Genomic DNA, 24629 nt, shown 5'->3' on the forward strand with positions numbered 1-24629 from the left:
GGCCGTCCGAGATCGCTCCGGAAGTCTCGACGCTCCGGAGAGGGCTCCCGCACGTGGGGAGAACGCCGGTTTACGCCTCATCCCCGATCGTGATCCTGCACTGCCGGGACTTCCTGGCCATGATGCGGTCCCCGGTTCCGGGGACGCCCGCTCCGCGTGATCTTGTCGCCGGGCTTCTCGATGATCTCGGACGGTCCGGTGGGGCCGTCGTACCCGACCTGATAATGATCACGGGAAATCTCGCCGATCGGGCGACGTCCGCCGAATACGAGAGCGCACATCAGTTCCTGACCGCGCTCCGGGATGCGCTCGGCCTCGAGAGCGAGCAGATAATTCTTGTTCCCGGAAGCCGCGACGTCAACCGGGGTAAGTGCGAGGCGTACTTCCTGCAGTGCGAGGCCGATGAGGCCCAGCCGGTGCCACCCTTCTGGGAGAAGTGGCAGCCGTTCTCCACGATGCTGCGCCGATTCCACGGCACGGAATTGCCCAAGGACCAGCCCTGGGCCCTCACCGAACACCCGAACCAGCGCGTGGTGGTCGCCGGTTTCAACTCCACCATGACGATCACCCATGAGCCGGACCGGCAGGGTGGCTCTCTCGGTGACGCCCAGATCGACTGGTTCGCCGACGAACTGAACGCACCCGGCCGCCGGGACCGGCTCCGGATCGGCGTGATGCACCACCGTCCCGGCGGCGGCGCGGTCACCGGCGGCGGCGCGGTCACCGACGGCGGCGCGGTCACCGACGGCGGCGCGGTCACCGGCGGTGGCGCGATCTCCGACGGCGGCCGGTTCGCCGACACGCTGGGCCAGCACCTCGACCTCGTCCTGCACGGGCAGCCGGACGGACCGGCCGTGACCCGGATCGGCGGCGACGGCGGCACCGGTGTGCCGGTGCTCGGCTGCTCCGGCGCCTGGCAGCTCATCGAGGTCCGGCCCTCACACGTACGCGTGCTTCCCGGCGCCGAACCGATCCGCCTGCCGCACCCCTTCCCGCGCCGGTCGATCCCGCGGCCCCGGCAGCCGGAGGCACCCGCAGCCCTGCGACGGCTCACCGCCCGGGTGGCCGAGGTGTGCCGGCTGCGCAACAAGGGCGCCGAGGTCGTCCCGGTGCCCCGGCAGGACTCGGGACACGTCGCCTACCTCCGGGTGTCGCCGGCCCGCAACCACAGCGACCGCGGGTCCGCCGAGCAGCACCCGGTCGGCGTGTGCGCCGCGCCGCCGGCCACGGAGGACGTCGACTGGTTCGTCGAGGTGCTGGCCCGCTTCCGGACCGGCGGGTCGGAGAGCCCCGCGAAACTCGTGCACGACGGCGACGCCGCCGCCCCGGAGCTGCAGGCCTGGGCTCAGAGCCGCGGGGTCGAACTCGTACCGTTCTCCGACTACCAGGTCGGCCCGTACCTGGTCCATTTCGCGAAGAACCAGGCCGACGAGCTGAACAACGACCCGGTCTACCGCCCCGACCTCTACGTGCCGCAGCGGTTCACCGAGTTCCTGCCCCCACCGGCGGCCCCGTCCGAGGCGCCGCCCGCCACCGACCTGCTCGCCTGGCTGCGGGACTGGGTCGGGACACCCCGCGGACGGCTCGTGGTGGTGCTCGGGACGTTCGGCCACGGCAAGACCTTCCTGCTCAAGGAGTTGGCCCGCCGGATGACCCGGGAGGCGTCCCGGACCATGCCGATCCTGATCGACCTGCGCGGCTTCGAGAAGGCGTACAGCCTGGACGAGCTCGTCGCGGTCCAGCTCTACCGGCAGGGTCAGCGGCAGGTCGACCTGGACGTGTTCCGCTACCTGCGCCGCGAGGGCCGGATCACCCTGCTCTTCGACGGCTTCGACGAACTCGCCACCCGGGTCAGCTACGACCGCGCCACGAACCACCTGGACACCATCGTCCAGGCCGCCGAGGAACACGCCAAGGTCATCGTCACCAGCCGCGACCAGCACTTCCTGACCGACGCCGACGTGCTGACCGCGCTCGGCGCCCAGCTCGGCACCGACCGGCAGGTGGTCCGGATCGGCAACTTCGACGACGAGCAGATCGTCGCCTTCCTCACCAACCAGCTGCGCGACCCGCAGAACGCCCGGACCCGCTTCGAACTCCTGCGCACGGTGAAGGAACTGCTGCCGCTTTCCCGCAATCCGCGGATGCTCGGCTTCATCACCGAACTCGGCGAGGACCTGCCCGGGTCGGCCGCGGGTCCGATCAACGCCGCCGAGCTCTACCGCAAGGTCCTGCTCAGATGGCTCGACTACGAGGCCCGCCGGCTGCAGCGGCTCGGCCCCGACGCGCCCGACGCCGGTGACCTGCTGAAGGCCGTGACGCACCTGGCGCTGCGGCTCTGGGACCAGCCGGACGGCAGCCTCAGTCTGGAGGACCTCGGCGACGCGGCGGCCGCCCTGGCCCAGCTGACCACCACCGGCGACGTCCACGCCGGTGCCGCGCTCGAACCGCAGGAGAGCGCCCACGTGCTCGGCTCCAGCACGCTGCTGGTCCGGTCCGGCGACGAGCGATTCGCCTTCGTGCACGACTCGGTCCGCGAGTGGCTGATCGCCAACCATCTCGCCGCCCAGTCGCCCGGCGGTATCGCCACCGACGGTCTCATCGGCCACAAGTGGCAGCCGCTGATGATCGAGTTCCTCTGCGGGCTGGCCGGCGCCGAACGGATGCAGGCCTGGGCCGAGGGCATCCTGGCCGGTCGTCCCACCTCGCGGGTCGTCGGGAGCAACGCCGTCAAGGTGCTGCGGTTCCTCGGCGTGGACGGGTCGGCGTCGCCGCTGAACATGGCCGGGCTGGACCTGCGCGGCGAGGACCTGTCGGCGAGATTCCTGGCCGGCGTCGACCTGAGCGAGGCCGACCTCACCGACGCCAGCCTGGTCAGCGCCAACCTCACGGACGCGACCATGATCGCCGCGAACCTCACCGGCGCCCGGCTCGACCGGGCCACGCTGCGCGGCGCCGACCTCACCCGCGCCGAACTTGGCGGCGCGCGCCTGCTCGGCACCGACCTCACCGGCGCGGTGCTCCACGGCGTACGCCTGCGGCGGGCCGCCCTGGTGGCCGCCGCCGGTGTCGACGAGGAGGCGTTGCGCAACGCCGACACGCTCGGTGCGGCGCTGCCCGGCGGCGTGCCGGAACCGCAGGTCGCGTCCTCCGCGGTGATTCAGGCGGTGGCCGTGGTCTCGGGGATGAAACTGCTCGCCGGAGCCGGTGCGGACGGCGTGATCCGGATCTGGGACGCCCTCAACGGCCGCCCGCTGCGGGTGCTGCCGGGGCACACCGGGCCGCTGTGGGCGATCGCGTTCACGGCCGACGGACGGTTCCTGGCCAGCGCGGGCGACGACGAGACGGTCCGCCTCTGGGACACCACCTCCGGCCGTCCGGCGCAGACCCTCGTCGGGCACAGCGGACGCATCCGCGCGCTCGCGTTCAGCCCGGACGGCAAACACCTGGCCAGCGCGGGCGACGACGAGGACATCCGGATCTGGGACACCGCGGGCGGCCGTGGCGTACGGACCGTGCGGACCGGCGGCGGGCGGATCCACGCGCTCGCCTATCAGCCGCGCGGCACGCACCTGGCCAGTGCCGGTGACGACGAGGCGGTCAGCGTCTGGGACCCCGGCACCGGCCAGGCCGTCTACACCCTCACCGGCCACACGGGCACGGTGCACGCGCTGGCGTACGACCCCGACGGCCTCCGGATCGCCAGCGCCAGCGACGACCGCCGGGTGCTCGTCTGGGACGTGGCCGGCGAGACCGTCGCCCACCGGCTCACCGGCCACACCCAGTGCATCCGCGCGCTCGCCTTCCACCCGGACGGGCGGCGGCTGGCCAGTGCCGGCGACGAGGGCGTCATCAGGATCTGGGACAGCCACGCCGGCGCCCCGCTGCGGCCGCTGACCGGCCACGCCGGGCGGGTCCACACTCTCGCGTACTACCCGGACGGGGGGAATCTGGCCAGCGCGGGCGCCGACCGTACGGTCCGGATCTGGGACACCGCCGATCGCCGGCCGGAACGGACGCTGCGGACCGGCGGCTACGACGCGCTGACGCTGTGCTTCTCGGCCCGGCCCGGTGACCCCTGGCTGGCGGTCGGCTCGAGTGACGGCGCCGTACGCCTGTGGAACCCGGCGGCCGGCTCACCGCCGCGGGTGCTGAGCGAACCCGGACCGGCCGACCCGGCCGTCACCGCCGTCACCACCACGGCCGACGGCCGCCTGCTGGCCACCGCGAGCGGCGACGGGTCCATCCGGATCTGGAACACCGTGACCGGTACGGCCGGAACGCCCCTGACCGGCCACCGCGGGATCGTGCACGCGATCGCCTTCGACCCGGCCGGGCGCTACCTGGCCAGTGCGGGCGCCGACGGCACGGTACGGCTCTGGGACGTCACCGCCGCCGAGGACCCGCGCATCTTCGCCGGTGGGACGAGCACGTACATCGCCGTGGCGTTCCGTACCGTCGCCTTCACCCCGGACGGCCAGTTCGTGGTCGGCGGCGGGAGCAACGGCACCATCCGCATCTGGCACCTGCCCTCACGCGACCTGCAGAACCTGTCCGGACACACCGGAACCGTCCGGGCGATCGCCTTCGCCCCCGACGGCCGTCAGATGGCCAGCGCCGACGACGACGCCGTGATCCGGCTGCGCAGCACCGTGGGCGACCCACCGATCGTGCTGACCGGGCACACCGGCGCGGTCACCGCCATCGGCTACGCGCCCGGCGGTGGCAGCCTGGCCAGTGGCGGTACCGACGGCACGATCCGGATCTGGGACACCAACACCGGACGGCCCACCCACACGCTGACCGGCCAGCCCGGCTGGATCCGCTCGCTGAGTTACAGCCCGGACGGCCGTTGCCTGGCCACCGCGGGCGGCGACCACGCGGTGAGGATCTGGGACACCAGCCGGCCCACCCCGCACGCCGTCCTGGTGCCGCTGGCCGAGCACGGGTCCGCCGTCCTGCTCCACGACCAGCGTTACGTTCTCAACGGGCGGTTGGGCGACGAGTTCTGGTACGCGATCGGCATGTGCCGTTTCGAGCCGGGCGACCTGGACCCGTACATCCCGGATCTGAAGCCCGCGCCGCCCGGCGAACCACTCTGGTGATCCCGGTTCACCCCGGGTGATCGGGGATCCGGCGGGCCGGCGCGGCCATCTCGTCGCTCGGAGAGTCCCCGGCGAGCCGCGCCCTACCCGAGGATCTCCGCCGCGCCGGACCCGTCCAGCCGGACGCGATGGACCCGGTCGGCAGGGTACGCCGCGCAGGCCTCGCCGAGCAGCGACTCGTTCCGGCTGACCAGGACCATCCAGGGCGTGAACCCGTCCAGGGCAGGGATCGGCCACGGCCTCGGCGAGTCGTACCCGGACGGGACGCCGATGTCGTCGAGCCCGTCGCACAGCAGCACGAACCGGCCCTCGGCCAGCAGGTATCGGATGTGCCCCGCGTCGACCTCACGCGCGCCGCCGCGGACCAGCCGGGCGGCGATCAGCTCGTCCAGCGGTGCCCGCCGGCCGCGTTCCGGCGGGTCCAGCAGGATCGGCACGACGGGATCGTCACCGGTGGGCAGTACTCGGGCCAGCTCCCTCAGCAGGAACGACTTGCCGGTGCCGGAGTCGCCGCTCACCGCGATGATGCCGCCGCCGGGCCTGGCCGTCCGGGCTCGCAGCAGCGTGAGCAGATCGGTGTCACCCGCTGCCGGAGACAGGTAGAGCTCGGGCCGGTAGCGGGGGTGGGCGGCGAGTCGCCCGGCCTGCTCCCGCACGAAGTCGAGCAGGTGGTCGCCGATCTGGAATTCCGCGAGGCCGGTCACCCGTACGCCGCGGTCCAGCGCCCGGTGTTCCAGTGTCGCGTCGGCCGGGCGCCGGCAGACCAGTGCGGCGTCCCCGTTCGGCCGTTCCCGCCGCACGACCTCGGCCACGAACCGCTCCACGACGTCGGCGTCCGGGTCGCCGTCGAAGACACCGGCGCAGCGCCGTTCACCGGAGGGCGTGACGATCAGGTAGCCGTCCGGCCATTCCGGCGGCCGCTGCTCGGCGAGTGGCACGTCGGGGCGACGGGCCCGGTATGCCGCGGCCACCCGGCCCAGCAGGTCGGTCCGCTCCACGCCCACGGGAGCACCGGAGACGGGCGGTGCGGCCGGTGGGTCGTCGCCGGTCAGCCACCAGTGGTCGCCGAAGGCGTACGTCCTCGTCCGTCCGCCGCCGGACACCCGCAGGGCACCCGGTCGCAGCTCGACCAGCTGTGCCCCCTCCGGCGCGCCGACGGCCGGCACCCCGGTGAGTTCCAGCTCGTGCACGCCGCTGTCCTGTCCGTGCAGGATCACGTCCAGGTGCGGGGCGAGCGCCGTGGCCAGCACGGGATCGTGGTGGACCACGCCGATGCGCAGGTAGCCGCGGTCCGCGTGGTCACGCAGGCGGTCGGCGAACCACGTCACCTGCGCCGTGCCGAGGCCGCCGTGCCGCTCGCCCGGCAGATGACTGATCGGGATCGTCGAGTTGAGGGCGGCGACGACCGTGCGGAGGGCCGGGAACTCGTACAGCTGCCAGGGTTGATGTTGTTGAAAGGGTGTGCCGCCGGGCAGCTGGCCGGTGAGCGCTGCGAACGGCTCCCATTTCGGCCAGTACGGCGGCACCGGTTCGAGTCCGTCGGCCTCCTGATCGCGGAAGTAGGCGCGGCACCGGCCCTCGTTGACGTCGGAGGGGCCGGGCACCACGACGATGCGTCCCGGCGGTAGTCCGAGCCCGGCCCGCAACCGTTCCAGGCGCGCGTGGGCGGCCCGGTACTCGCCGGGCGTGGCCCGATCGGCCACACCACCGGTCACCACGACCAGGTCGGGCGCCACCTCGACGGCAGTGGCAGGGCCGTGCAGATGCAGGACCGTGAGCTGCTCGCGGGCCCGGCGCACCGGGAGGGCGGTGCCGCCCGTACCGCCGATGATCCGTCTCAGGACCTCGGCGTCGATCCCGGCGAAGGCCTCCGCGGCGCCGGGAACGTCCCGGCCGTCGCGCGGCAGCGAGGCGAGGGCGGTGAACAGCGCGCCGGTGCGCTCCGGATGCTGCTCCAGGTAGCCGGAGACCGCGGCGTGCACCAGGTCGGGAACGCCGGCCTCCAGCGACTCGCGGAGCACGTGCCGCACGCCCGGCAGGAACTCGAACTGCTGCTCGTCGGCGCCCGCCCCGCTCGCTTCGAGTGGCCGCAGCAGACCGCCGTAGAGCACCTCGGCCAGGTTCGACGGCAGGGATCCGGGCAGCATGACGGTCTGCATGAGCCGCATCACGGCCAGGCTCAGCGGTCGCGCCACGGTCAGGTAGCGGGCCAGCTCGTACGCCGGAGCCGACGCCCCGGCGCGGAAGTCGCGGATCCGGTGCTCGGCCGCAGGTTCGGCCGACGGTCCGGCCGTGGTCCGGCGGGGCCGGGCCACCTCGCCGGCGGGCGTCACGACCGCGTCGATGCCGCCCGCCGTCCGGCCGGCCACCAGGTGTGCCCACGACGTCAGCCAGCGCGGGTGGATCTCCAGCACCGGAACCGGGACGCTGCCGTCCGGGAGCCTGCGGCGCCTGCGCGCCGAGACGAAGGAGTACGCCGACGCGGGCGCACCGGCACGCGGTGCGAACAGCCGGCCGGGCAGCGGCGCCAGCCCGGTGCGGCTCCACAGTCGTTCGGGCAGCGGCTGCAGGACCGCGACCGGCGCGCTCCGGCTCCACCGGCCGAGCAGCCGCGACATCCGGCCGTCGTGCCAGGGCGTACCGACGCAGTCGCCGAGCAGCAGCACGAGGTGGTCGCCGGGCCGGTCGGCGAGGTTCGGCGGTGATCGCCGTGCGCCGCCGGGCCGGGTCACCCGCACCTCGCCGTCGTCGCCGAGTCCGAGGTGGACCACCCGCATGGTCCGGAACGCGCCGAGCCGTTCCAGCATGGTGCGGACCTCCTGGCCGAGCCGGTGCCAGACACCGCTCACCGAGGTGTCGTCGAGCACCAGCGTCAGATGCAGCCAGCGTTCCGGCGCGGGCCGCCAGACCGGCGTCCACAGCCGGCGTTCGGCGATCTGCCGGGCCGTGGCCTCCTCGTCGAGGGCGACCCTCCGGGGCGAGAGCCGCTGCCGTTTGAGTGGCCGCAGCGCGTGCATGGTCCGCCCGCTGTGCGGCAGGGCCTCGGCGGTACGGAAGCGCAGCGGCCGCCCGGGCACGGCCGCGAACGTCACCTGACCGTCGGGGGCGGGTGCCTCGCCCGGACCGTCGGCCGACGGGGGTTCTCCGGGCGCCCCGGGATCCGGCGCCTCGGGCTCCACCGGCAGCCGGAGCTCCACCCGCTCCTCCGGCCGCCGCGGTGGATCGGCCGGGGCCCCGGGTGTCGTGACGGCCGGTCCGGGCGCCAGACCGGACAGGTCGACGCGTCCGGCCAGCCACAACGCCTCGGCCACCTCGGCCGGTGTCAGGTCGACGCCGGACGCTCGAAGGACACTGAGCAGCCGGTCGATCGAGGCGGTCACACCGGCCCGTTCAGTTCGTGCAACACCACCTCGACGAGCTTGCCGTGGTCGGCCTGTCCCAAGCCGCCGGCCTGATGCAGCAGGTAGACGGCGTTGAGGAGCTGGTCGGTGGCGAGCTGCCCGTGTTCACGGCGGGACAGGAAGTCGGTGATGAGACCCTCCGACGCGGCCAGCGCCTCCTCACCCAGGTGCGCCCCGACGATGGCGCGCAGCCGTTCGGCGTCCGGCTGGGCCAGGTGCAGCTGGATGCACCGGCGCAGGAAGGCGGGCGGGAACTCGCGTTCACCGTTGCTGGTCATCACCACGAACGGGAACTCCCGGCAGCGCACCCGGCCGTCCCTGACGGTCACCCGGTCGCCGTCGTCGGCGGGACGGACCCGGACCTCCGGAGTGCCCTCGGCGATGCGTTCGAGTTCGGGGATGCCGTACTCGCCGATCTCGAAGATGTCGAGCAGCTCGTTCGGCAGGTCGATGTCACCCTTGTCGATCTCGTCGATGAGCAGGACGCGGGGCAGGTCGTACGGCGCGAACGCGGTGCCGAGAGGCCCGAGGCGCAGGAACCGGCCGATGTCCGCCGTCTCCTCCTCCGGCCGGGTGCTCGCCTCCTCGATCCGCCCCACCGCGTCGTAGTGGTAGAGCCCGGAGACCAGCGTCGACCGGCTGGTGATCGCCCAGCGCAGCACGCCGCCGAGCCGCAGCTCGTGCGCCACCGCGTAGGCCAGGGTCGACTTGCCGGTGCCCGGATCGCCGGTGACCAGCAGCGGGCGGCGCAGGTGCAGGGCCACGTTCACCAGCCGTACGGTCGCCTCGTCCGGGTGGTACGGCGCGACCCGTGACCGGTCCGGCAGACGGCGGCCGACCGGCGCGTCCCGGTTCAGCGGCGTCACCGGTGCGCCGTCGAAGACCCGCCACGGCGGGGGATCGGCCCGCCGCCGGATGCGTTCCCCCTCGGCGTCGGCCGCACCCTCACCCAGATAGATCGGGAACTCACCCACCCGCACCCTCCCTCGGGGTCGTCATCGGCGACCGCCCCAGCCGGCGGCGTGGGTCGTCCCAGTACAGGACGATGTCGTCACCGCACTCCGAACGCCTGGCGCCCGCCTGGTTGCGCAGCCGCATGATCCGCTCGGGCACGTCGTCGCGGCCGGCATCGGCCAGCACCGCGGTAACCGCGGCGGCCAGCTCGGCACCGGCACAGTCGTCGTGTCCGGCGTCGTTCTCGCCGGCGCACCCGGCGCGGCGCCACACCATGATCGGGATTCCGGACCAGAGACCTACTTCGAGGACGGTACGGAGTGCCGGCCGCCGCTGCGGAGTGTCCGGCAGCACCATGGCGCCGAGGACGGTGTGCAGCTCCAATTCGGAGTAGAGCGCCGTCTCGTCGCGCCTCTCGTCGCAGTCCACCTTCAGCACGGTGGCGCCGAGCGACCGGCCAGCGAGGGCGTCCCAGCGGGCCTGCCAGCCGGCGAGGATCTCCTCGTCCTCAGGCTCGCCGGGATCCAGTTCGAACCGTTCGAGCTCGCGCACCACCACCGGATTGCGCTGCCCGATCAGGCTGCCGGGCCGCCGGCCGGACCGCGACCACCGCTCCACCTCCTCGTCGAGCAGGTCGATCGGCAGCACCAGTTCGATCATCGGCGCCTTCTCACCGGCCCGGACCCGGATCAGCCCCGGCAGGGTGTCGCGCAGGTGGGTGCGGAGCTCGTCGACGGAACGGTCCGGACCCTCGATGTCGAGCGGGGTGACGCTGACGCCGTCGTGCCGCCAGATCTCGCACCGGAACCGCTGCCGGTTGGCCCCCGACGGCTGCACGTGGACCAGTACCGAGGTCAGCACCGGCGCCGTCGCGGGAGCGGTGGAGTCCGACCGGGACCGCACCAGTTCCCGGTCCTCCGGCGTCCGCGCGGCCATCAGCGCCCACTGGGTGAGCCGGTCGGCGATCGTGTCACCGGCCGACCGCGAACGGTGCAGGGCGTACGCCAGGACGTGCGGGAACCGGTCGTCCGGCGGGGCCAGCCCGGCCAGCTCGGCGACCACGTCACCATGGTCGTGCAGCCGATGCCGTACCGTGACGGCCCGGTCGCGGGCGATCGCCAGGTAGTCGTCGTGATGCTCGTCGTGCCCGGTCGGCGGCAGCATCCCGAGGATCCGGCGCAGTTCCCGCTCGGCCCAGCCGGGAACCACGGCGGGATCGTCGTCTACCAGCTGGTCTGCCAGGTTGGTCCAGGTGCGATTGGCGCTGTGGAACCCGTCGTGCTCGCGGCGCAGGCCCCGGTACGGTTCCGCGGGCATCACCTCACGCAGCGCGCGGACCGGGACCGCGAAGCCACCGGCCGCCGGCTGTCCGCGCTGGCTGGCGGCCTTCGTGATGCCGCAGACGCCACCGGTCACGGTGTTGAGCACCGGCCCGCCGGACATGCCGGGCGCGACCACGTCGTCGGTGAGCCTGATGAACTCCGCGTGCTCGCCGCGATGGGTGTAGAAGGTGGTCAGCGGCGCGAACGAGCCGGTGACCGCTCTGGAGTGCCCGGCGGCGACCAGTTCGGTGTTCGAGGCCGGACGGTGATCGTCCAGCAGGACCGAGTAATGGGTGCCGACCGGAAGATCAACTTCAACGATCGCCACATCCGGGTACGGGGTCACCCGGTTCTCCCGGTCCGGAGCCGAGGCCCACCGCACCACCCCCGGCAATTCACGCTCCCCGAAGACGACCGTCACCGCGGCCCCGGCCGGACCGGCCACGTGCGCGCAGGTGGCGATCGTGTTGGGAGCGATGAAGAAGCCGCTGCCCCTGTTCAGCCCGTCGATCAGCACCAGGCACTTCTTCAGATGCTCGATGAGGTACGTGACGACGGCCGGACGGGACATGCCGTTCTCACGCACCCCGTGGCCCTCCGCTTCGGTGAGGTGACCCTTCGTGCAACCGTAGTGCCCCGGCACACCCCGCAGAAGGCCCGCGCGGCCCCGTTTCCGCCCCTCGCGCGGTCAGGCTCCGCCCCTCGCGCGGTCAGGCTGAGCCCGGCTCGGCCATCCGGCGGTGCATCTCGGCCTTGATCCGGTCCGGGGTCACCTTGCTCGCGGCGGCCTGCGCACGGGTCGACAGCGAGCCGGCCAGCACCTTCTCCTTGCCGTCCATGAGGGCCCGGACCGCCTGCTCGGCGACCTGCGCCGGATCGTCCTTGTCACTCGCGCCGACCCTGGTGTCGTCCATCTCGGCGCGGTGGAAGAAGTTCGTGTCCGTGGGCCCGGGCATCAGCGAGGTCACGGTCACGCCGGTGTCCTTGAGCTCGGCGCGCAGAGCCTCGGCGAACGACTGCGTGAACGACTTCGACGCGTTGTAGACGGCCTGGTAGGTGCCCGGCATCATCGACGCGATCGACGACGTGATCAGCACCCGCCCCCGGCCGCGGGTCACCATGCCGGGCAGGGCCAGCTTGGCCAGGTGGACCGTGGACGTCACGTTGACGTCGATGACGTTCAGTTCGTCGGCCAGCTCGGTGCCGCCGACGAACGCGCCACCGATGCCCCGGCCGGCGTTGAGGGCCAGCACGTCCACACCACGGCCGGTCTCCTCGATCGCGTACCAGGCCTTCAGCACCCCGTCGTGACGGGCCAGGTCGGCACGGACCGCGATGACCGCGTTACGGCCGTCCCGGCGCAGGTCGGCGGCGGCCTCCTCGATGCCGGCGTCCTCGGCGACGATCAGCAGGTCGAAGCCCCGTCCGGCCAGCTGGCGGGCGAGTTCGTACCCGATGCCGCTTGACGCGCCGGTGATGACGGCGAACGGGTTCTCCTCAGAATGTGTCATGACGCCGGAGTGCCCCCTGGCAGGGCTTCCAATCACCCGGCGCGCCGGCGTCATCGACGGTCATGAGCGGTCCGGTACGGACGGGCGACGCGATCCGCCGCCCCGCGCACCGTCGTTCCGGGTACGTCGGCGATGTTCTGCGCCATCTCGCCGCCACCGGCTTCACCGCGCCCGCTCGCTACGACGAGGGCCGGCAGACCTTGGCGTTCATCGAGAGCGAGATGCCGGCCGCCCCGTTCCTGCTGTCCGGCCCCGATCCGCAAAGCGCGACGGCTGCCGCCGCTGGTCGCGTGGTGACCTGTGCCCGTATGTGGACCGTAGTTCACCGCGCGTGTTGCTGCTGCTGGTTGCGTGGTGATCTGTGCCGGTATGGGGACCGTAGTTCACCGCGCAGGTTGCTGTGGCTGGTTGCGTGGTGATCTGTGCCCGTATGGGGACCGTAGTTCACCGCGCAGGTTGCTGTGGCTGGTTGCGTGGTGATCTGTGCCCGTATGCGGACCGTAGGTCACCATGCAGGTTGCTGCCGTCGGCGGCGAGTGGACGGTGGGAACCCCGGGCGCGGCCGGGCGGGGACGAGGGCTCAGTACTCGCCGGTGTGGTGGGTGTGGGCGGGGATCAGGTCGAGGAAAGCCTGCATGGCCCGGCTCGGCGGGATCGCTGCGGGCCGGGCGACGGCCAGCGTCCATGGCGTCGCCGGTGGGTCGAGGTCGACGGCGGTGACGCGGGCGCCCGCCTCGGCGCGTAGTGGTGGCACGACGGCGACGCCCAGCCCGGCCTCCACGTAGCGGGGGATCGTGGCGAGATCGACCACCTCGACCGCGACCGTACGGCTGAGCCCGGCCCGCCGGAAGTCGTTGTCGGAGCGGATCCGGTTGCAGTATCCGGCCGGCAGGTCGATGAACGGCTCCCCGGCCAGCGAGCCCGCGTCGGCCCGGCCCGCGGTGGCCAGCGGATGGTCGGCGGGCACCAGCAGGCGGGGCTGGAACGTGGCTATCGGAGTCAGGTCGATGCCGTCGACACTGGTCGTCTCGACGCCGACGAAGGCCGCGTCGAGCCGGTGCGTCCGCAGTTTCTCGAGGAGGCCGGAGCTGCCCTCGGCCGCGGCGGTCATGTGCAGGCGTACGCCAGGGTGGGCTTTTCGGAAAGCGCCGACCAGGGTGGGCAGATCGACCGCGGTGAGGCTCGCCAAGGTCCCGAGGCGGATGTTGCCGCGCAGACCCTGACCGGCGCCCTCGACGGCGGCGCGGGCCGCATCCAGGGACTCCAGCGCGTTCTTGGCCTCCGGGAGCAGCGCCCGTCCGGCGTCGGTCAGCGCGACCGAGGTGGTGCTGCGGTCGAACAGCGGGCTGCCGAGCGTGCGTTCGAGGGCGCGGATGCTCGCCGAGACCGTCGACTGGACGGCGTGGGTGCGCTTCGCGGCCCGGGTGAAGTTGAGCTCCTCGGCCACGGCGATGAAGAACTCGAGCTGACGCTGCTCCATCGGCCCACCATATCGCCCTCCCCGATCGGTGTTATGAACAGCATTCGTTGGACACGATGACTGCCGCGGCGCAGGGTGGGGGCATGGACATTCTTCTTACCGGCGCGACCGGTTACATCGGTTCGGCCGTACGCGCCGCCCTCGCCGCCGCGGGACACACCGTGACCGCGCTGGTGCGCAGTGACGAGGCGGCGGACCGGGTGGCGGCCGCCGGGGTGCAGCCGGTGATCGGCGACATGGTCGACGCGGAACTCGTGCGCGGGCTGGCCGGCAAGAGCGACGGTGTGATCCACACGGCCAGCCCGGGTGACGCGACGAGCGCGGAGGCGGAGGCCGCGTTCGCCGACGCCGTGCTCGCCGGGATCAATGACGGTGTGTTCGTGCGTACCGGTGGCGTCTGGGTGCACGGTTCGGGTGTGGCGCTCACCGAGGAGACGCCGAGGAACGCGCCGCCGATCGTGGCCTGGCGGGAGGAGATCGACCGGCGGGTGCTCGCGGCGTCCGGTGTCCGGGCCGTGCTGATCGAGCCGGGCGTCGTCTACGGCCACGGCGGCGGCATCCCGCGACTGGTTGCCGGGGCGCGGCAGGCCGGGGGAGCACTGACGCTGATCGGTGACGGCACCCAGCACTGGGCCACGGTCCACGTCGACGACCTGGCCGAGCTCTACGTCGCCGCGTTCGAACGCGCCGGACACGGCGAGGTCTTCCTGGGCGTCGGCGGGGCGGGCCCGACAGGCGGTGTCGGCGGGGCGGGCCCGACAGGCGGTGTCGGCGGGGCGGGCCCGACAGGCGGTGTCGGCGGGGCGGGCCCGACAGGCGGTGTCGGCGGGGCGGGCCCGACAGGCGGTGTCGGCGGGGCGGGCCCGACAGGCGGTGTCGGCGGGGCGGGCCCGACAGGCGGTGTCGGCGGGGCGGGCCCGACAGGCGGTGTCGGCGGGGCGAACCCGACGACCCGTGAACTGGGTGAGGCGGCGAGTCTGCGGCTCGGGCTCGGCGGCCGGGTGGTGCCCGAGGACCCGGCGGCCACGGTGGAGCGGCTCGGCGAGTTCGGGCGGGCGTTGCTGCTGGATCAGCAGGCCGACGGCGGGAAGGCCCGGCGGATGCTCGGGTGGCGGCCTTCCCGGCCGTCGCTGCTGGAAGAGATCGCTGCCGGCGGCTACGACCTGTGAGCTGCCGGCGGCACCGCCGTGTGAGTTGCTGGCGGCACCGCCGTGTGAGTTGCTGGCGGCACCGCCCTGTGAATTGCTGGCGGCACCGCCCTGTGAATTGCCGGCGGCACCGCCCGCTGAGCCGCTGAGCCGTCGGCGGCCGGGGTCAGCCGGGGAACGCCACCGGGGTGGGTGCCGGGCGGCGGGTGGTGGTGCTGTCGCCGATCTGGCCGTCGGCGTTGTTGCCCCAGCACCACAGTCCACCGACGGCGCGTACGCCACAGGTGTGGTAAGCCACGGCGAAGTCACCGCTCCAGGTGGTGGTTCCCGCGGAGCGTACCGGCGCATATCTGTTGGTGGTCGTTCCGTCGCCGACCTGGGCCTCCATGTTGTTGCCCCAGCACCACAGGCTGCCGTCGGTCCGCGTCGCGCAGGCCGTGTTGTCGCCGGAGGCCACCCGGACCCAGTTGGTGTCGGTGCCGACGCGCTGCGGCCGGGTCTGGTAATTGCCCTGGACGCCGAGCTGGCCGTAGCCGTTCTCGCCCCAGCACCACAGACTGCCGTCGGACTTGGTGCCGCAGGTGAAGGCGTAGCCGGCGGTCACCCCGGTCCAGTTGGTGTCGGTACCGACCTGCTCGGGGGCGGCCCGGTAGTTGAGGATGCCGAGGCCGAGCTGGCCGGTGGTGCTGTCGCCCCAGCACCACAGGGTGCCGTCGGTGCGGGTGGCGCAGGTGTGTGCGAAGCCGGTGGTGACGCTCGCCCAGTTGGAAGCGGTCCCAACCTGGACCGGGGTGGTCTCGGTGTAGTTGCCGGTGCCGAGCTGGCCGGACCGGTTGAAGCCCCAGCACCACAGGGTGCCGGTGGTGCGCACGGCGCAGGTGTGCTGGTCGCCGTGGCTCACGGTGCTCCACGTGGCGGTGCCGCCGATGGCGACGGGGGAGGTACGGGCGGTGGTGGTGCCGTCTCCGAGCTGGCCCCGGTAGTTGTTGCCCCAGCACCAGAGGCTGCCTCCGGTACGCAGGGCGCAGGTGCCGAACGTCCCGGCGTCGACGCTCTTCCAGTCGGTGGCGGTGCCGATGCGGACCGGGGTGGTCCGGGCCGCGGTGGTGCCGTCGCCGACCGCGCCGACGTAGTTGCCACCCCAGCACCACAGCGATCCGCCGCCGACGGTGCAGGTGTGGGCGTAACCGGTGGCCACGGCGGTGTCGGAGACGGGCCCCGCCGCGGCGGCGGGGCCCGTACTCATGCCGAGGGCCATCGCGACCGACGCGATGGCTATGGCGACTGCTCGAACGATGCGCATGCGTTGTCTCCCGGGGACGGTGAGGAGATGAGAGCGCCTGGGAGCGCTCCCAGAATGTTGTAACATTTGCCCCGGGGCATTGGCTAGGCTCGATAGGGTCAGGCGAAGGTCGTGAATACGTGCGTCGTCGTTGAAACGTATGTTTCTCCGGGCCGCAGCACCGTCGACGGGAAGTCCGGCTGGTTCGGGCTGTCCGGGAAGTGCTGCGTCTCCAGCGCGAACGCGTCACCCTGCCGATAGGTGCGACCGCTGCCGCCGCGCAGCTTGCCGTCGAGGAAATTGCCCGAGTAGAACTGCAGCCCCGGCTCGGTCGTCTCGATGGTCATCTCGCGGCCGCTCGCCGGGTCCCGCACGACCGCGGCCGTCCGCAGCCCCTCACCCGCGTCGAGCACGTAGTTGTGGTCGTAACCGCGCCCGATCCCGAGCTGCGGATGCTCGTCGCGGACCCGCTCGCCGATGGCGTGGAACTCGCGGAAGTCGAACGGCGTGCCCGCCACCTCCTCGATCACCCCGGTCGGGATGAGAGTCGCGTCGACCGGCGTGTAGTGCCCCGCGTCGATGCGCAGCAGGTGGCCGGCGGCCGTGCCGCTGCCCTCGCCGCTCAGGTTCCAGTACGCGTGGTTGGTCAGCGCCACCACGGTCGGCCGGTCGGTGGTGGCCGCGTAGTCCAGGCGCAGCGTGTTCCGCTCGTCGAGGGTGAAGGTCACGCTCGCCTCGAGGGTGCCGGGGAAGCCCTGCTCGCCGTCGGCCGAGGTGTAGCTCATCCGTACGCCGTCCTCGACCTGCTCCGCTGTCCAGACCCTCTGGTCGAAGCCGTGCGAACCGCCGTGCAGGGTGACCTGGCCCTCGTTCTGCGACAGCTTGAACGTTTCACCGTCGAGGGTGAAACTGCCGCCGCCGATCCGGTTGGCATACCGGCCCACCGTCGAACCGAAGAACGGATTGCCGGCCAGATAGGCGGGGTCGGTGTACCCGGCCAGGTCGGCGAACCCCAGCGTCACGTTGGCGAGCCGGCCGTCCCGGTCCGGCACCAGCGCGGACTGGATCGTCGCTCCCCAGGTCAGGACGGACACGGACATGCCGTTGGCATTCGTCAGCGTCCACTTCTCGATACCCGTGCCGTCGGCCAGTTCGCCGAACGTCACCCTGTCGATACTTGTCATGCGCGGCATCGTCTCAGATCCGTCGGCCTACCATCTCCACTGGTCCACCGGGTCGGGAGGGAATGGGCATGCTGATCGACTGCCACCAGCATCTGTGGCCGGAGGCGCTGGTGGAGGCGTTGCGGCGGCGCGACACCTTCCCGTACCTGCGGGACTGGACGCTGTATCTGGCCGGTGAGAACCCCTATCAGGTGGACCCGGCCGCCCATGATGTGGGACGTCGGCGCGCCGCCGAGAGCGGGCGGGTGCTGCTGTCGCTGTCCAGTCCGCTCGGCATCGAGCACGCCCCCGACGGCGCCGATCTGATCGACGTATGGCACACGAGCGCCCTCGAACTGCCCGACCCGTTCCACCTCTGGGCCGCCGCGTCGGTGCACGAACCCGACCCCGAGGCGCTGGCCCGCGTGCTGCGCGAGGACCGGGTCGCCGGTCTGCAGCTGCCGGCCACCGCCCTCGGCGGCCCCGACGCGATCGTCCGGCTCGCCCCGCTACTGGATGTCCTCGAACGATCAGGGAAACCGCTGCTCGTACACCCCGGTCCGGCCGCCGCGGAGGACGGCGAGCTGCCCGACTGGTGGCCGGCGCTCGTGCCGTACGTCGCACAGATGCACCGCTCCTGGATGGCCTGGCACGTCGCCGGCCGCAAGCTTCACCCGGCTCTGCGGATCGCCTTCGTGGCCCTGGCCGGTCTCGCCCCGCTGCACCATGAGCGTCTTGCCGCACGTGGCGGGCCCGTCGAGCCACCCGACCCGAACGTCTTCTACGAGACGTCCTCGTACCGCGCCGCCGCCATCGAGGCCCTCGCCGGGGTGGTCGGCCCCGCCGCGATCGTGCACGGCTCCGACCGCCCCTACGCCCAACCGCTCGATCCGGCCGAGTTCCCACCCGCCTACTTCACGATCAACCCCCAAAACCTGCTGCGGGGGTACGGCTACGCCGTGACCGAAAGCAATCAGCAAGTCCCCTGACTCCGCAGCGACGTGGCTGCCCGCTCCCGGCCGACAGCGCCGCCGCCGGGCGTATGCGGTGGTTCCCGGCCGTCGGTGTCGGACCCGCCACGCAACAGCGGGCGGTTCCTCGGCGTATGAGAGGGCGACACGGGAGGTGGAATGGTCGCGGCGACGTTCGACGCGTTTCTCGGTGAGGCCCTGCCCGGGCTGGCCCGCTATGCCCACGTCCTCACCGGTGATCGTCACGCCGCCGAGGATCTGCTCCAGGACACGCTGCTGAAGGCGTTCCGCGGGTGGCGGCGGGTCCGTGCCGACGGCAACCCGGTCGCCTACGTGAAGACGATCATGGTGCGCACGCACATCAGCAGGTGGCGCGCCCGGCGTCCGGCACATCCGATCGGCGACGAGGCCGGCTTCCCCGCCGATCGGGGAGGTTACGACCGGATCGACGACCGCGACGTGCTTCACCGCGCCCTGTCGACGCTGTCGCCCCTGCAACGGGCCGTCCTGGTCCTGTCCTTCCTGGACGAGCAGAGCGACGCGGAGATCGCGATCGCGGTGCAGCGCCGGCCCGCGACCGTACGGTCGCTGCGGGCACGGGGGCTTCACGCGTTGCGCGCGGTACTCGGCGACGACGCGATGGCGGACATCACCGGCGGGGGAGAGGACGGGGCATCGGCATGACGCACGACCTGGAGAACATGCTGCGGGCCGAGTTCCGCGACGAGCGGTACGGCCTGAACCTGACCGCCGGATCGCTGTCCGGCACGGTGCGGCGCCGGCACGCCCGCCGGAGGATCGCCGGCGCGGCCACCGCCGTGGCCGTCGTCCTGATCTCCGCCGCCGTGACGATCAGGGCGTTCCCCACGGACCGGGAGACGGCGCCACCGCCGGTGGCGTCGAGCGTCGCGCCGGCGCGGCCGGTCGTCGGTGGTGAGATCGCCCTCGGTGACGCGCGGGTTCGTGGCCTGCCGGACGGGTCCCGGTACGCCGACGATCCGGCGGCCGCGCTCGCCGGTGTCCGCGAGCTGCCCGCCGGTGTCCCGTACGCCGTGGTGACCCTTCCGGACGGCGGCCCGGAGACACTCGTGGTGGCGGCCGGGCAGATCGCCGGGCTGCCCGGCGTGGCCGTGGAACCCGCGTGGCTCAGCCGACTCGGCGGTGCGATGACCCTGGTCACCGACGACCTGCCGGCCGATGTCAGCTATCTCTGCGCGACCACGCCGGAGGGCCGCCAATGGTTCCTCGCGGTCACCGGCGGTTCGACGGAGGAACGGCTGGCGTCACTCGAGCGGATCGCGGTGCCGACATTGAGCGGCGGGTGAGGATATTCGATCGAACACGGATATCGCGGGGTGTTACCGTTCGCGGGCCGAAAGGGGACATCGTGCCGAAGCTGAATCAGATCATCGCCGTGGAGAAAGGCGTGAAGAGCAAGGCGTTCGCCGACCTGAGCGACGCCCACCACGCCGTGCAGAAGACCGGCCCGCTCGCCGGAATCTCCCGGACCTATCAGCCGAAGGACGAGGAGGGCGAGCAACTGCCCGCCGAGTCGACGCGGGTGCAGATCAAGGCCGAGGACACCCTGCGTGACGTCGCCGCGACCCTGACCCGGCTGTTCGACGTCACCGCCACCAAGGACTGGACGAACTGCGTGGCCCGCGCCGACGTGGTCGTTGACGGGCGCACCATCGCCGCCCAGGTGCCGGTCACCTACCTGCTGTTCCTCGAGAAGCAGCTCGTCGACCTGCACACGTTCGTCAAGAAGCTGCCGGTCCTCGACGCCGCCGAGTCCTGGGTGCGCGACGACTCCACCGACAGCTGGCGGACCGAGCCGGTGCGGACCAACCGCACCAAGAAGGTGCCCCGCAACCACGTCAAGGCCGAGGCCACCGAGAAACACCCGGCGCAGGTCGAGGTCTACTACGAGGACGTGACCGTCGGTTACTGGACGACGGTGAAGTTCTCCGGCGCCCTCCCGGCGAAGCGGGTCAACGAGCTGCTCGACCGGGTGCTGGCGCTGCAGACCGCGGTCAAATTCGCGCGCGAGGAGGCCAACAACACCGAGGCCACCGACCAGCGCGTCGGTTCGGCCGTCTTCGGTTACCTGTTCGGGTAACCGTCACGGATTCCCCCGTGGGAGCGCGGGGGTGCGCCGGGAGTTCCGGCGTGAAGCTGACAGCTGAACCTGAAGCTGAACGAGCCGGTGACAGTGCGGGTTCGAGTCCCGCCCCCCGCACTCACGCGCGGGGGTAGCCCAACTGGCAGAGGCAGCCGGTATGAAACTCAGATTCTCGCTCCAATGTCAGCATTCGTCACCGATCACCGGATCGAACGGGTGGGACGAGGACAGCGGATGCCGGTTCAATTCCGGCCCGCCGCGCTTCGAGCGGCGGTAGTTTAAAGGCAAAACCCGATGTCATGAGAATGATCCCGGCCCTTAAACGTGCTGGTGTGTGCAATTCGGTGGCACCAGGAGGCCCGGCGATTGGCCATATCGCCGGGCTTCGCCATTCCATCCGGCGCCTACTTGACGGCCCAGGAGCCGGCCACCTCACCCGGCAGGCCGTCCGGCGTCCACTCCAGGGCACCGGCCTTCATGCCCACATCGAACACGATCTTCCCGGCGCGCTTCTGGCCCGCCCGCAGATCGGCGGAGGCCAGTGACGGCTCGCCGCAACCCGAGAACACCGCCGATAGAGCGTTCGCGCTCGTGCCGTCCTCGGCGACGAACTCGAAGTGCAGCGGGTTCACGCTGCCCTTGCCCTTCGTCTGCGTGACCACGACGTCGACGACCACGAACAGGCCGTTCTCGGGATCGACGTCGAGGCTGTTGCAGCCCTTCTTGTACGTCTTCACCGACCGCATCACCGCCTCGACGGTCGAGCCGCCGTCCTGGTGCGTGATCTTCGACCCGGCCGGGACGTTGAACGTGTCCGCCTCCACGGGTTTCGCGGGCTTCTCCGCGGGCGCCTTCTCCTGCTGCTGGATGCCCTGCGCCCCGCCTTCCGTCTCCTGAACGGTGTCGCCGGCGTTCGTCGACGTGCTGGTCGTGGGCGTGTCGTCGCTCAGAGCCGCTATCCCGATCCCGCCGCAGCACAACGCCAGGACCCCGCCCACCACCGCCAGCACCGTGCGGTTCCCGCCCGTCTGCTTGACCGGTGCGGGCGGTCCCCAGCCCGGCGGGGCGGGCTGCGGCGGCACGGGCCCGTACCCGTACCCGTGCGGCGGAGGCGGTGGTTGGTACGGCGGAGGCGGGGGAGGCTCGTAGCTCATACAGGATCGGCTCCACGGACCGGCGAGTGCACGGGAATGTGGTCGGGCTCCAGTCCGCGAAACCCGACCGCGACCACTCAACTCTCCACAGTGACCGGAAGCGATGGCTCGTTCGGCCACGGCCGCACAACGATCATCCACGCGCCGGGAGCCGGTCAGACCCGGGACAGCTGATCGGCCCACCAGCGGGCGGGTCGCGCGCGGGGCGGGGTGTGTTCGGCGCGTGCCGCGGCGCGTCGCATGCGTGGGGTGAACCAGCCGGCGACCCGGCGGCCGTCGGGCCGGTCGTCGCCGATGTCGCCCAGCGCCAGCCGCCAGATGAGGCGGGCCAGCCGGACCCGCTCCACGGTGAGTGGATCGTGGTCGCCGTCGACGGTCCAGCCGAGCGTGGTCTTCTGCGGGCTCGTGCGGTCGGCGACGTCCAGGACGCCGTCGCAGTCGATCAGGATCGCGCGCCGGTCCCCGCGGTCGGCGCACGCGATGTTGGCCCAGCTCAGGTCTGAGTGGACCAGGCCAAGATCGTGCAGCATGGTGAGCGCGGCCGTGACGTCCCGGGCGATCAGGAGCCGATCGGACTCCCGGTAGCCGTCGTCGGCCAGGCATACGTAGCCGCGCCGGGCCCGCCCGTCGGCGGTCCGGAAGGCCGGCGGCACCCGGTTGATCAGCACCCCGAGGACCTCGGTGCCGTTCGTGACGGTCGCGGCCGGCCAGGACAGCCCGGCGTCGAGCAATTCCGGGCCCACGGTGGCCAGAGGGCGGGCCAGCAGGGCGCGATGAGAGGCGAAGACCTTTGCGGGTACGGCCGTCGCGAACCGTTTGTAGAGCAGCTCGGTGTGGCCGTTCAGCGGTCCGGACGCGACCCGGGCCAGCATGATGACGGCGTTGGCTCCACGGCCCACCTCCTCGCCGGGCCCGACCGTCTCGACGGGCACGTCCGGCAGGCAGTCGTCCCCGAGGTAGACCAGCTGGTGTTCCTGGATCACCTCGGCGGTCCGCTGCGCCACCGTCGCCCGCGAGAGCGCCCGGCGCAGGCGGCGCCGTTCGACGACCCGCGTCACGGTCGGGGAGACGGCCAGGATCGCCGCCGCGAACACCCAGCCGACCCGGAGCGCCAGCGGCAGCACCGCGACCACCGCGACCAGCCGCACCGCGCCGCCGGCCAGGGCGGAGCCGCCCGCCCGTACGTGCTCCGCGCGGCCGTTGAGCCGCACGTCGGTGGCGAGCAGCGCCACTGCCAGCAGCGTGAACACGCCTAGCACCGGGGTGATGTCGCCGACCGGTCCGGACTCGTCCCAGACCGGCAGCCGGGAAGCGGTGCCCAGCCCGACGACCAGCGCCGCGAAGCCGAGCAGCAGAAGCAGGTCGCAGCCGAACCGGCGCACGATGGCCCGGCGGGCGCGACGGGCCACCTCCCGGCGGATCGCACGCTTCTCCCGGTACCGGCTCGGCGCCCGCGCCGAGCGGACCAGCGCCGCCCAGGCCCGGAACCCGGCGCGGCTCTCCCGCAGCGCGCCCCGGGCGGCCAGCGCCTCGGCCCACGATCTCCGGGAGGCCTGCCGCACGGGTGCCCCGGCCAGCTGGGCGAGCGCCACGACGAGGACGGTGACGACGAGCGCGATCACCACGGGCCGACGAGGTACCGGCCGTACCAGAGGGCGACCGCGGCCACGTCCTCACCGGTGGCGACTGTGGCGTCGCCGAGGAACCGCAGGAAACCGGCGTCGTCGGGACAGCCGCGCCACAGGGCGGAGAATCGCTCGCCGCCGGGCTCGCTGGCCAGCCCCGCGGCGCCGAGGCAGATGATGTCGCCGTCGTCGAGTTCGAGCCGGTCGACGGGCCGCGGGCCGTCCTCGCCGGGGCTGAGGAGCACCTCCGGCCGACCGTCGGCACCGAGACGCCAGATTCCGGCGTACGGCCCGAGCAGCGCCACCGAGGCCGGTGCGCTGCCGCGGCCCGCGGTCACCGGGAAGACACCGACCGCGAACGACGGCGACGAGTCCCCGGCGCGGGACGTCACCATCGTGGCCAGCGAGCGGACCAGGTCACCGGCCGTGGCGGCCGGGTCCGTGTCGGTCAGGCGCACGAGTGCCCGTACCCCCGCCCGGGCATGTGGCGACGGACCTGAAGCGCCCGCCGCGGCAGCCACCGCGAGGAGGCGATGGCCGCGCCGCCACACCGACACGGTGTCGTCGCAGTTGGTGTGCGGGCGACGCCCCGGATTCGTGTGCCAGCCGGCGCGGACCGTCCAGACGCCGCTCGTGCCGCCGTCCACCCCGGCCGCGGCGCGCATCTCGTCCGGACCGGCGAACAGCGCCCGCTCGGTCACGGCAGGTCCTCGTCGCGCCAGGCCAGCTCCTCGATACCGGGCGGCGGGTTCGGCGGCCGGGTGGCGGCCGCCGCGGTGATGGTCAGGAACACGGTCTGCAGGAACATCTCCCCGAAGCTCGCGATGGCCGCGGAGGCGTCGATGCCACGGTCCACGATGTACGACCCGAGCCCGACCGGTGACTTGGCGATCTCCCGCAGGACGTCCCGGTCGGCGTCGCCCATGCCGAACGCCAGTACGTGCGGGCGCAGTTCGGGCCGGAACCCGGCCGGCAGGTCGGCGAGCGCCTGCTGCCACGGCCGGCCGTGCGGCATCGGGGTGGGCCGGCCGTCGGTCAGCACGAACAGCACCGGAGCCTTGGGCCGCCCGCCGGAGCGGATGCACTCGTCGACCTCGCGGGCCAGCTCGGCACGGGCCAGGTCGAGCCCGGCGGTCAGATCGGTCCAGCCGCCGGCGGTCAGGGTGTGCGGTGCCCCGTGGGCCTTCGGCGTGGCGAACGGGCGCTCGACGCGGGCACCGGTGCTGAACGAGATCACCCCGACCCGCGCGTGGTAGTTGATCAGAGGGTCGGTGGCGAGCACGTTCAGCACCCGGTCAAGGGTCAGGTTGAGGCTGCCGATCGCGTCGTCGGTGAGCATCGAGGCGGAACGGTCGGCCAGCAGGCAGAAGTGGACGAGATCGGCCATGGCG

Annotated in this window: 17 protein-coding genes and 1 tRNA gene; 7 read left to right on the plus strand and 11 right to left on the minus strand. The window is 72.5% G+C overall.

Going from position 1 to position 24629, the window contains the following annotated elements:
- Nucleotides 1-89: 89 nt before the first annotated feature.
- Nucleotides 90-5105 carry a WD40 domain-containing protein gene (locus tag CLV67_RS28560; RefSeq protein ID WP_170154034.1) on the plus strand — a complete coding sequence of 1672 codons (5016 nt, stop codon included), beginning with the start codon at nt 90-92 and terminating at the stop codon, nt 5103-5105.
- A gap of 83 nt (nt 5106-5188) precedes the next feature.
- Here the strand turns inward: CLV67_RS28560 and CLV67_RS28565 are convergent, their stop codons facing one another.
- The 5 genes from CLV67_RS28565 to CLV67_RS28585 form a co-directional block, all read right to left on the minus strand.
- Nucleotides 5189-8485, minus strand: coding sequence for an SAV_2336 N-terminal domain-related protein (locus tag CLV67_RS28565; protein ID WP_106323803.1), 3297 nt, complete (start codon nt 8483-8485; stop codon nt 5189-5191).
- On the minus strand, nt 8482-9480 hold the full coding sequence (locus tag CLV67_RS28570) for an AAA family ATPase (protein WP_239166549.1): 999 nt from the start codon (nt 9478-9480) through the stop codon (nt 8482-8484). The genes CLV67_RS28565 and CLV67_RS28570 overlap by 4 nt, the downstream gene beginning before the upstream one ends.
- Nucleotides 9473-11368: a VMAP-C domain-containing protein gene (locus CLV67_RS28575; RefSeq protein WP_106323805.1), complete on the minus strand. Its 1896-nt coding sequence runs from the start codon at nt 11366-11368 to the stop codon at nt 9473-9475. Before CLV67_RS28575 ends, CLV67_RS28570 begins: the two co-directional genes overlap by 8 nt.
- A 124-nt stretch (nt 11369-11492) precedes the next feature.
- Nucleotides 11493-12293, minus strand: a complete 801-nt coding sequence (locus tag CLV67_RS28580; protein ID WP_106323807.1) for an SDR family NAD(P)-dependent oxidoreductase — start codon at nt 12291-12293, stop codon at nt 11493-11495.
- A gap of 580 nt (nt 12294-12873) precedes the next feature.
- Entirely contained in the window at nt 12874-13773 is a 900-nt protein-coding gene (locus tag CLV67_RS28585) for a LysR family transcriptional regulator (RefSeq protein ID WP_106323809.1), read from the minus strand.
- Between the two features lie 83 nt (nt 13774-13856).
- On the opposite strand from CLV67_RS28585, the gene CLV67_RS53605 reads away from it, so the two are divergent.
- Nucleotides 13857-14942 (plus strand): NAD-dependent epimerase/dehydratase family protein, encoded by a 1086-nt coding sequence (locus CLV67_RS53605; protein ID WP_106323811.1) that lies wholly within the window; start codon nt 13857-13859, stop codon nt 14940-14942.
- Nucleotides 14943-15087: 145 nt separating this feature from the next.
- Here CLV67_RS53605 and CLV67_RS28595 read toward each other — a convergent pair whose 3' ends face one another.
- Together CLV67_RS28595 and CLV67_RS28600 are read right to left on the minus strand one after the other, a co-directional pair.
- Complete coding sequence (locus tag CLV67_RS28595; RefSeq protein WP_203737324.1) at nt 15088-16224, minus strand: RCC1 domain-containing protein; 1137 nt, start codon at nt 16222-16224, stop codon at nt 15088-15090.
- A gap of 98 nt (nt 16225-16322) precedes the next feature.
- Nucleotides 16323-17387: an aldose epimerase family protein gene (locus CLV67_RS28600; RefSeq protein ID WP_106323815.1), complete on the minus strand. Its 1065-nt coding sequence runs from the start codon at nt 17385-17387 to the stop codon at nt 16323-16325.
- Between the two features lie 68 nt (nt 17388-17455).
- Here CLV67_RS28600 and CLV67_RS28605 point away from each other — a divergent pair, with 68 nt between their 5' ends.
- The 5 genes from CLV67_RS28605 to CLV67_RS52080 all read left to right on the plus strand — a co-directional run bounded on the left by CLV67_RS28605 (nt 17456) and on the right by CLV67_RS52080 (nt 20576).
- Nucleotides 17456-18355 (plus strand): amidohydrolase family protein, encoded by a 900-nt coding sequence (locus CLV67_RS28605; RefSeq protein WP_106324225.1) that lies wholly within the window; start codon nt 17456-17458, stop codon nt 18353-18355.
- A 141-nt stretch (nt 18356-18496) separates the two neighbouring features.
- Complete coding sequence (locus tag CLV67_RS28610; protein WP_106323817.1) at nt 18497-19021, plus strand: SigE family RNA polymerase sigma factor; 525 nt, start codon at nt 18497-18499, stop codon at nt 19019-19021.
- Nucleotides 19018-19662 carry a hypothetical protein gene (locus tag CLV67_RS28615; protein ID WP_106323819.1) on the plus strand — a complete coding sequence of 215 codons (645 nt, stop codon included), beginning with the start codon at nt 19018-19020 and terminating at the stop codon, nt 19660-19662. Before CLV67_RS28610 ends, CLV67_RS28615 begins: the two co-directional genes overlap by 4 nt.
- A gap of 62 nt (nt 19663-19724) precedes the next feature.
- The gene (locus CLV67_RS28620) at nt 19725-20456 is read left to right on the plus strand and encodes a DUF7873 family protein (RefSeq protein WP_106323821.1); all 732 of its coding nucleotides are present in this window, start codon (nt 19725-19727) and stop codon (nt 20454-20456) included.
- Between the two features lie 25 nt (nt 20457-20481).
- Nucleotides 20482-20576, plus strand: a tRNA-OTHER gene (locus tag CLV67_RS52080).
- 287 nt (nt 20577-20863) lie between these two features.
- Here the strand turns inward: CLV67_RS52080 and CLV67_RS28625 are convergent.
- The 4 genes from CLV67_RS28625 to CLV67_RS28640 form a co-directional block, all read right to left on the minus strand.
- Complete coding sequence (locus CLV67_RS28625) at nt 20864-21541, minus strand: DUF4352 domain-containing protein (protein WP_146169321.1); 678 nt, start codon at nt 21539-21541, stop codon at nt 20864-20866.
- A gap of 227 nt (nt 21542-21768) precedes the next feature.
- Complete coding sequence (locus tag CLV67_RS28630) at nt 21769-23238, minus strand: hypothetical protein (protein WP_106323825.1); 1470 nt, start codon at nt 23236-23238, stop codon at nt 21769-21771.
- A complete protein-coding gene (locus tag CLV67_RS28635) occupies nt 23232-23939 on the minus strand; it encodes a hypothetical protein (protein WP_106323827.1) in 708 nt (235 codons plus the stop codon). Before CLV67_RS28635 ends, CLV67_RS28630 begins: the two co-directional genes overlap by 7 nt.
- The gene (locus CLV67_RS28640; protein WP_106323829.1) at nt 23936-24625 is read right to left on the minus strand and encodes a vWA domain-containing protein; all 690 of its coding nucleotides are present in this window, start codon (nt 24623-24625) and stop codon (nt 23936-23938) included. The genes CLV67_RS28635 and CLV67_RS28640 overlap by 4 nt, the downstream gene beginning before the upstream one ends.
- Between the last annotated feature and the right edge of the window lie 4 nt (nt 24626-24629).

It is taken from the genome of Actinoplanes italicus, assembly GCF_003001815.1.
GTDB classification, from domain to species: Bacteria; Actinomycetota; Actinomycetes; order Mycobacteriales; family Micromonosporaceae; genus Actinoplanes; species Actinoplanes italicus.

Coding starts and splice junctions, on each gene's coding strand:
- CLV67_RS28610 (WP_106323817.1), top strand. CDS start 18,497: ATGGTCGCGGCGACGTTCGACGCGTTTCTCGGTGAGGCCCTGCCCGGG.
- CLV67_RS28600 (WP_106323815.1), bottom strand. CDS start 17,387: ATGACAAGTATCGACAGGGTGACGTTCGGCGAACTGGCCGACGGCACG.
- CLV67_RS28595 (WP_203737324.1), bottom strand. CDS start 16,224: ATGCGCATCGTTCGAGCAGTCGCCATAGCCATCGCGTCGGTCGCGATG.
- CLV67_RS28580 (WP_106323807.1), bottom strand. CDS start 12,293: ATGACACATTCTGAGGAGAACCCGTTCGCCGTCATCACCGGCGCGTCA.
- CLV67_RS53605 (WP_106323811.1), top strand. CDS start 13,857: ATGGACATTCTTCTTACCGGCGCGACCGGTTACATCGGTTCGGCCGTA.
- CLV67_RS28640 (WP_106323829.1), bottom strand. CDS start 24,625: ATGGCCGATCTCGTCCACTTCTGCCTGCTGGCCGACCGTTCCGCCTCG.
- CLV67_RS28585 (WP_106323809.1), bottom strand. CDS start 13,773: ATGGAGCAGCGTCAGCTCGAGTTCTTCATCGCCGTGGCCGAGGAGCTC.
- CLV67_RS28615 (WP_106323819.1), top strand. CDS start 19,018: ATGACGCACGACCTGGAGAACATGCTGCGGGCCGAGTTCCGCGACGAG.
- CLV67_RS28605 (WP_106324225.1), top strand. CDS start 17,456: ATGCTGATCGACTGCCACCAGCATCTGTGGCCGGAGGCGCTGGTGGAG.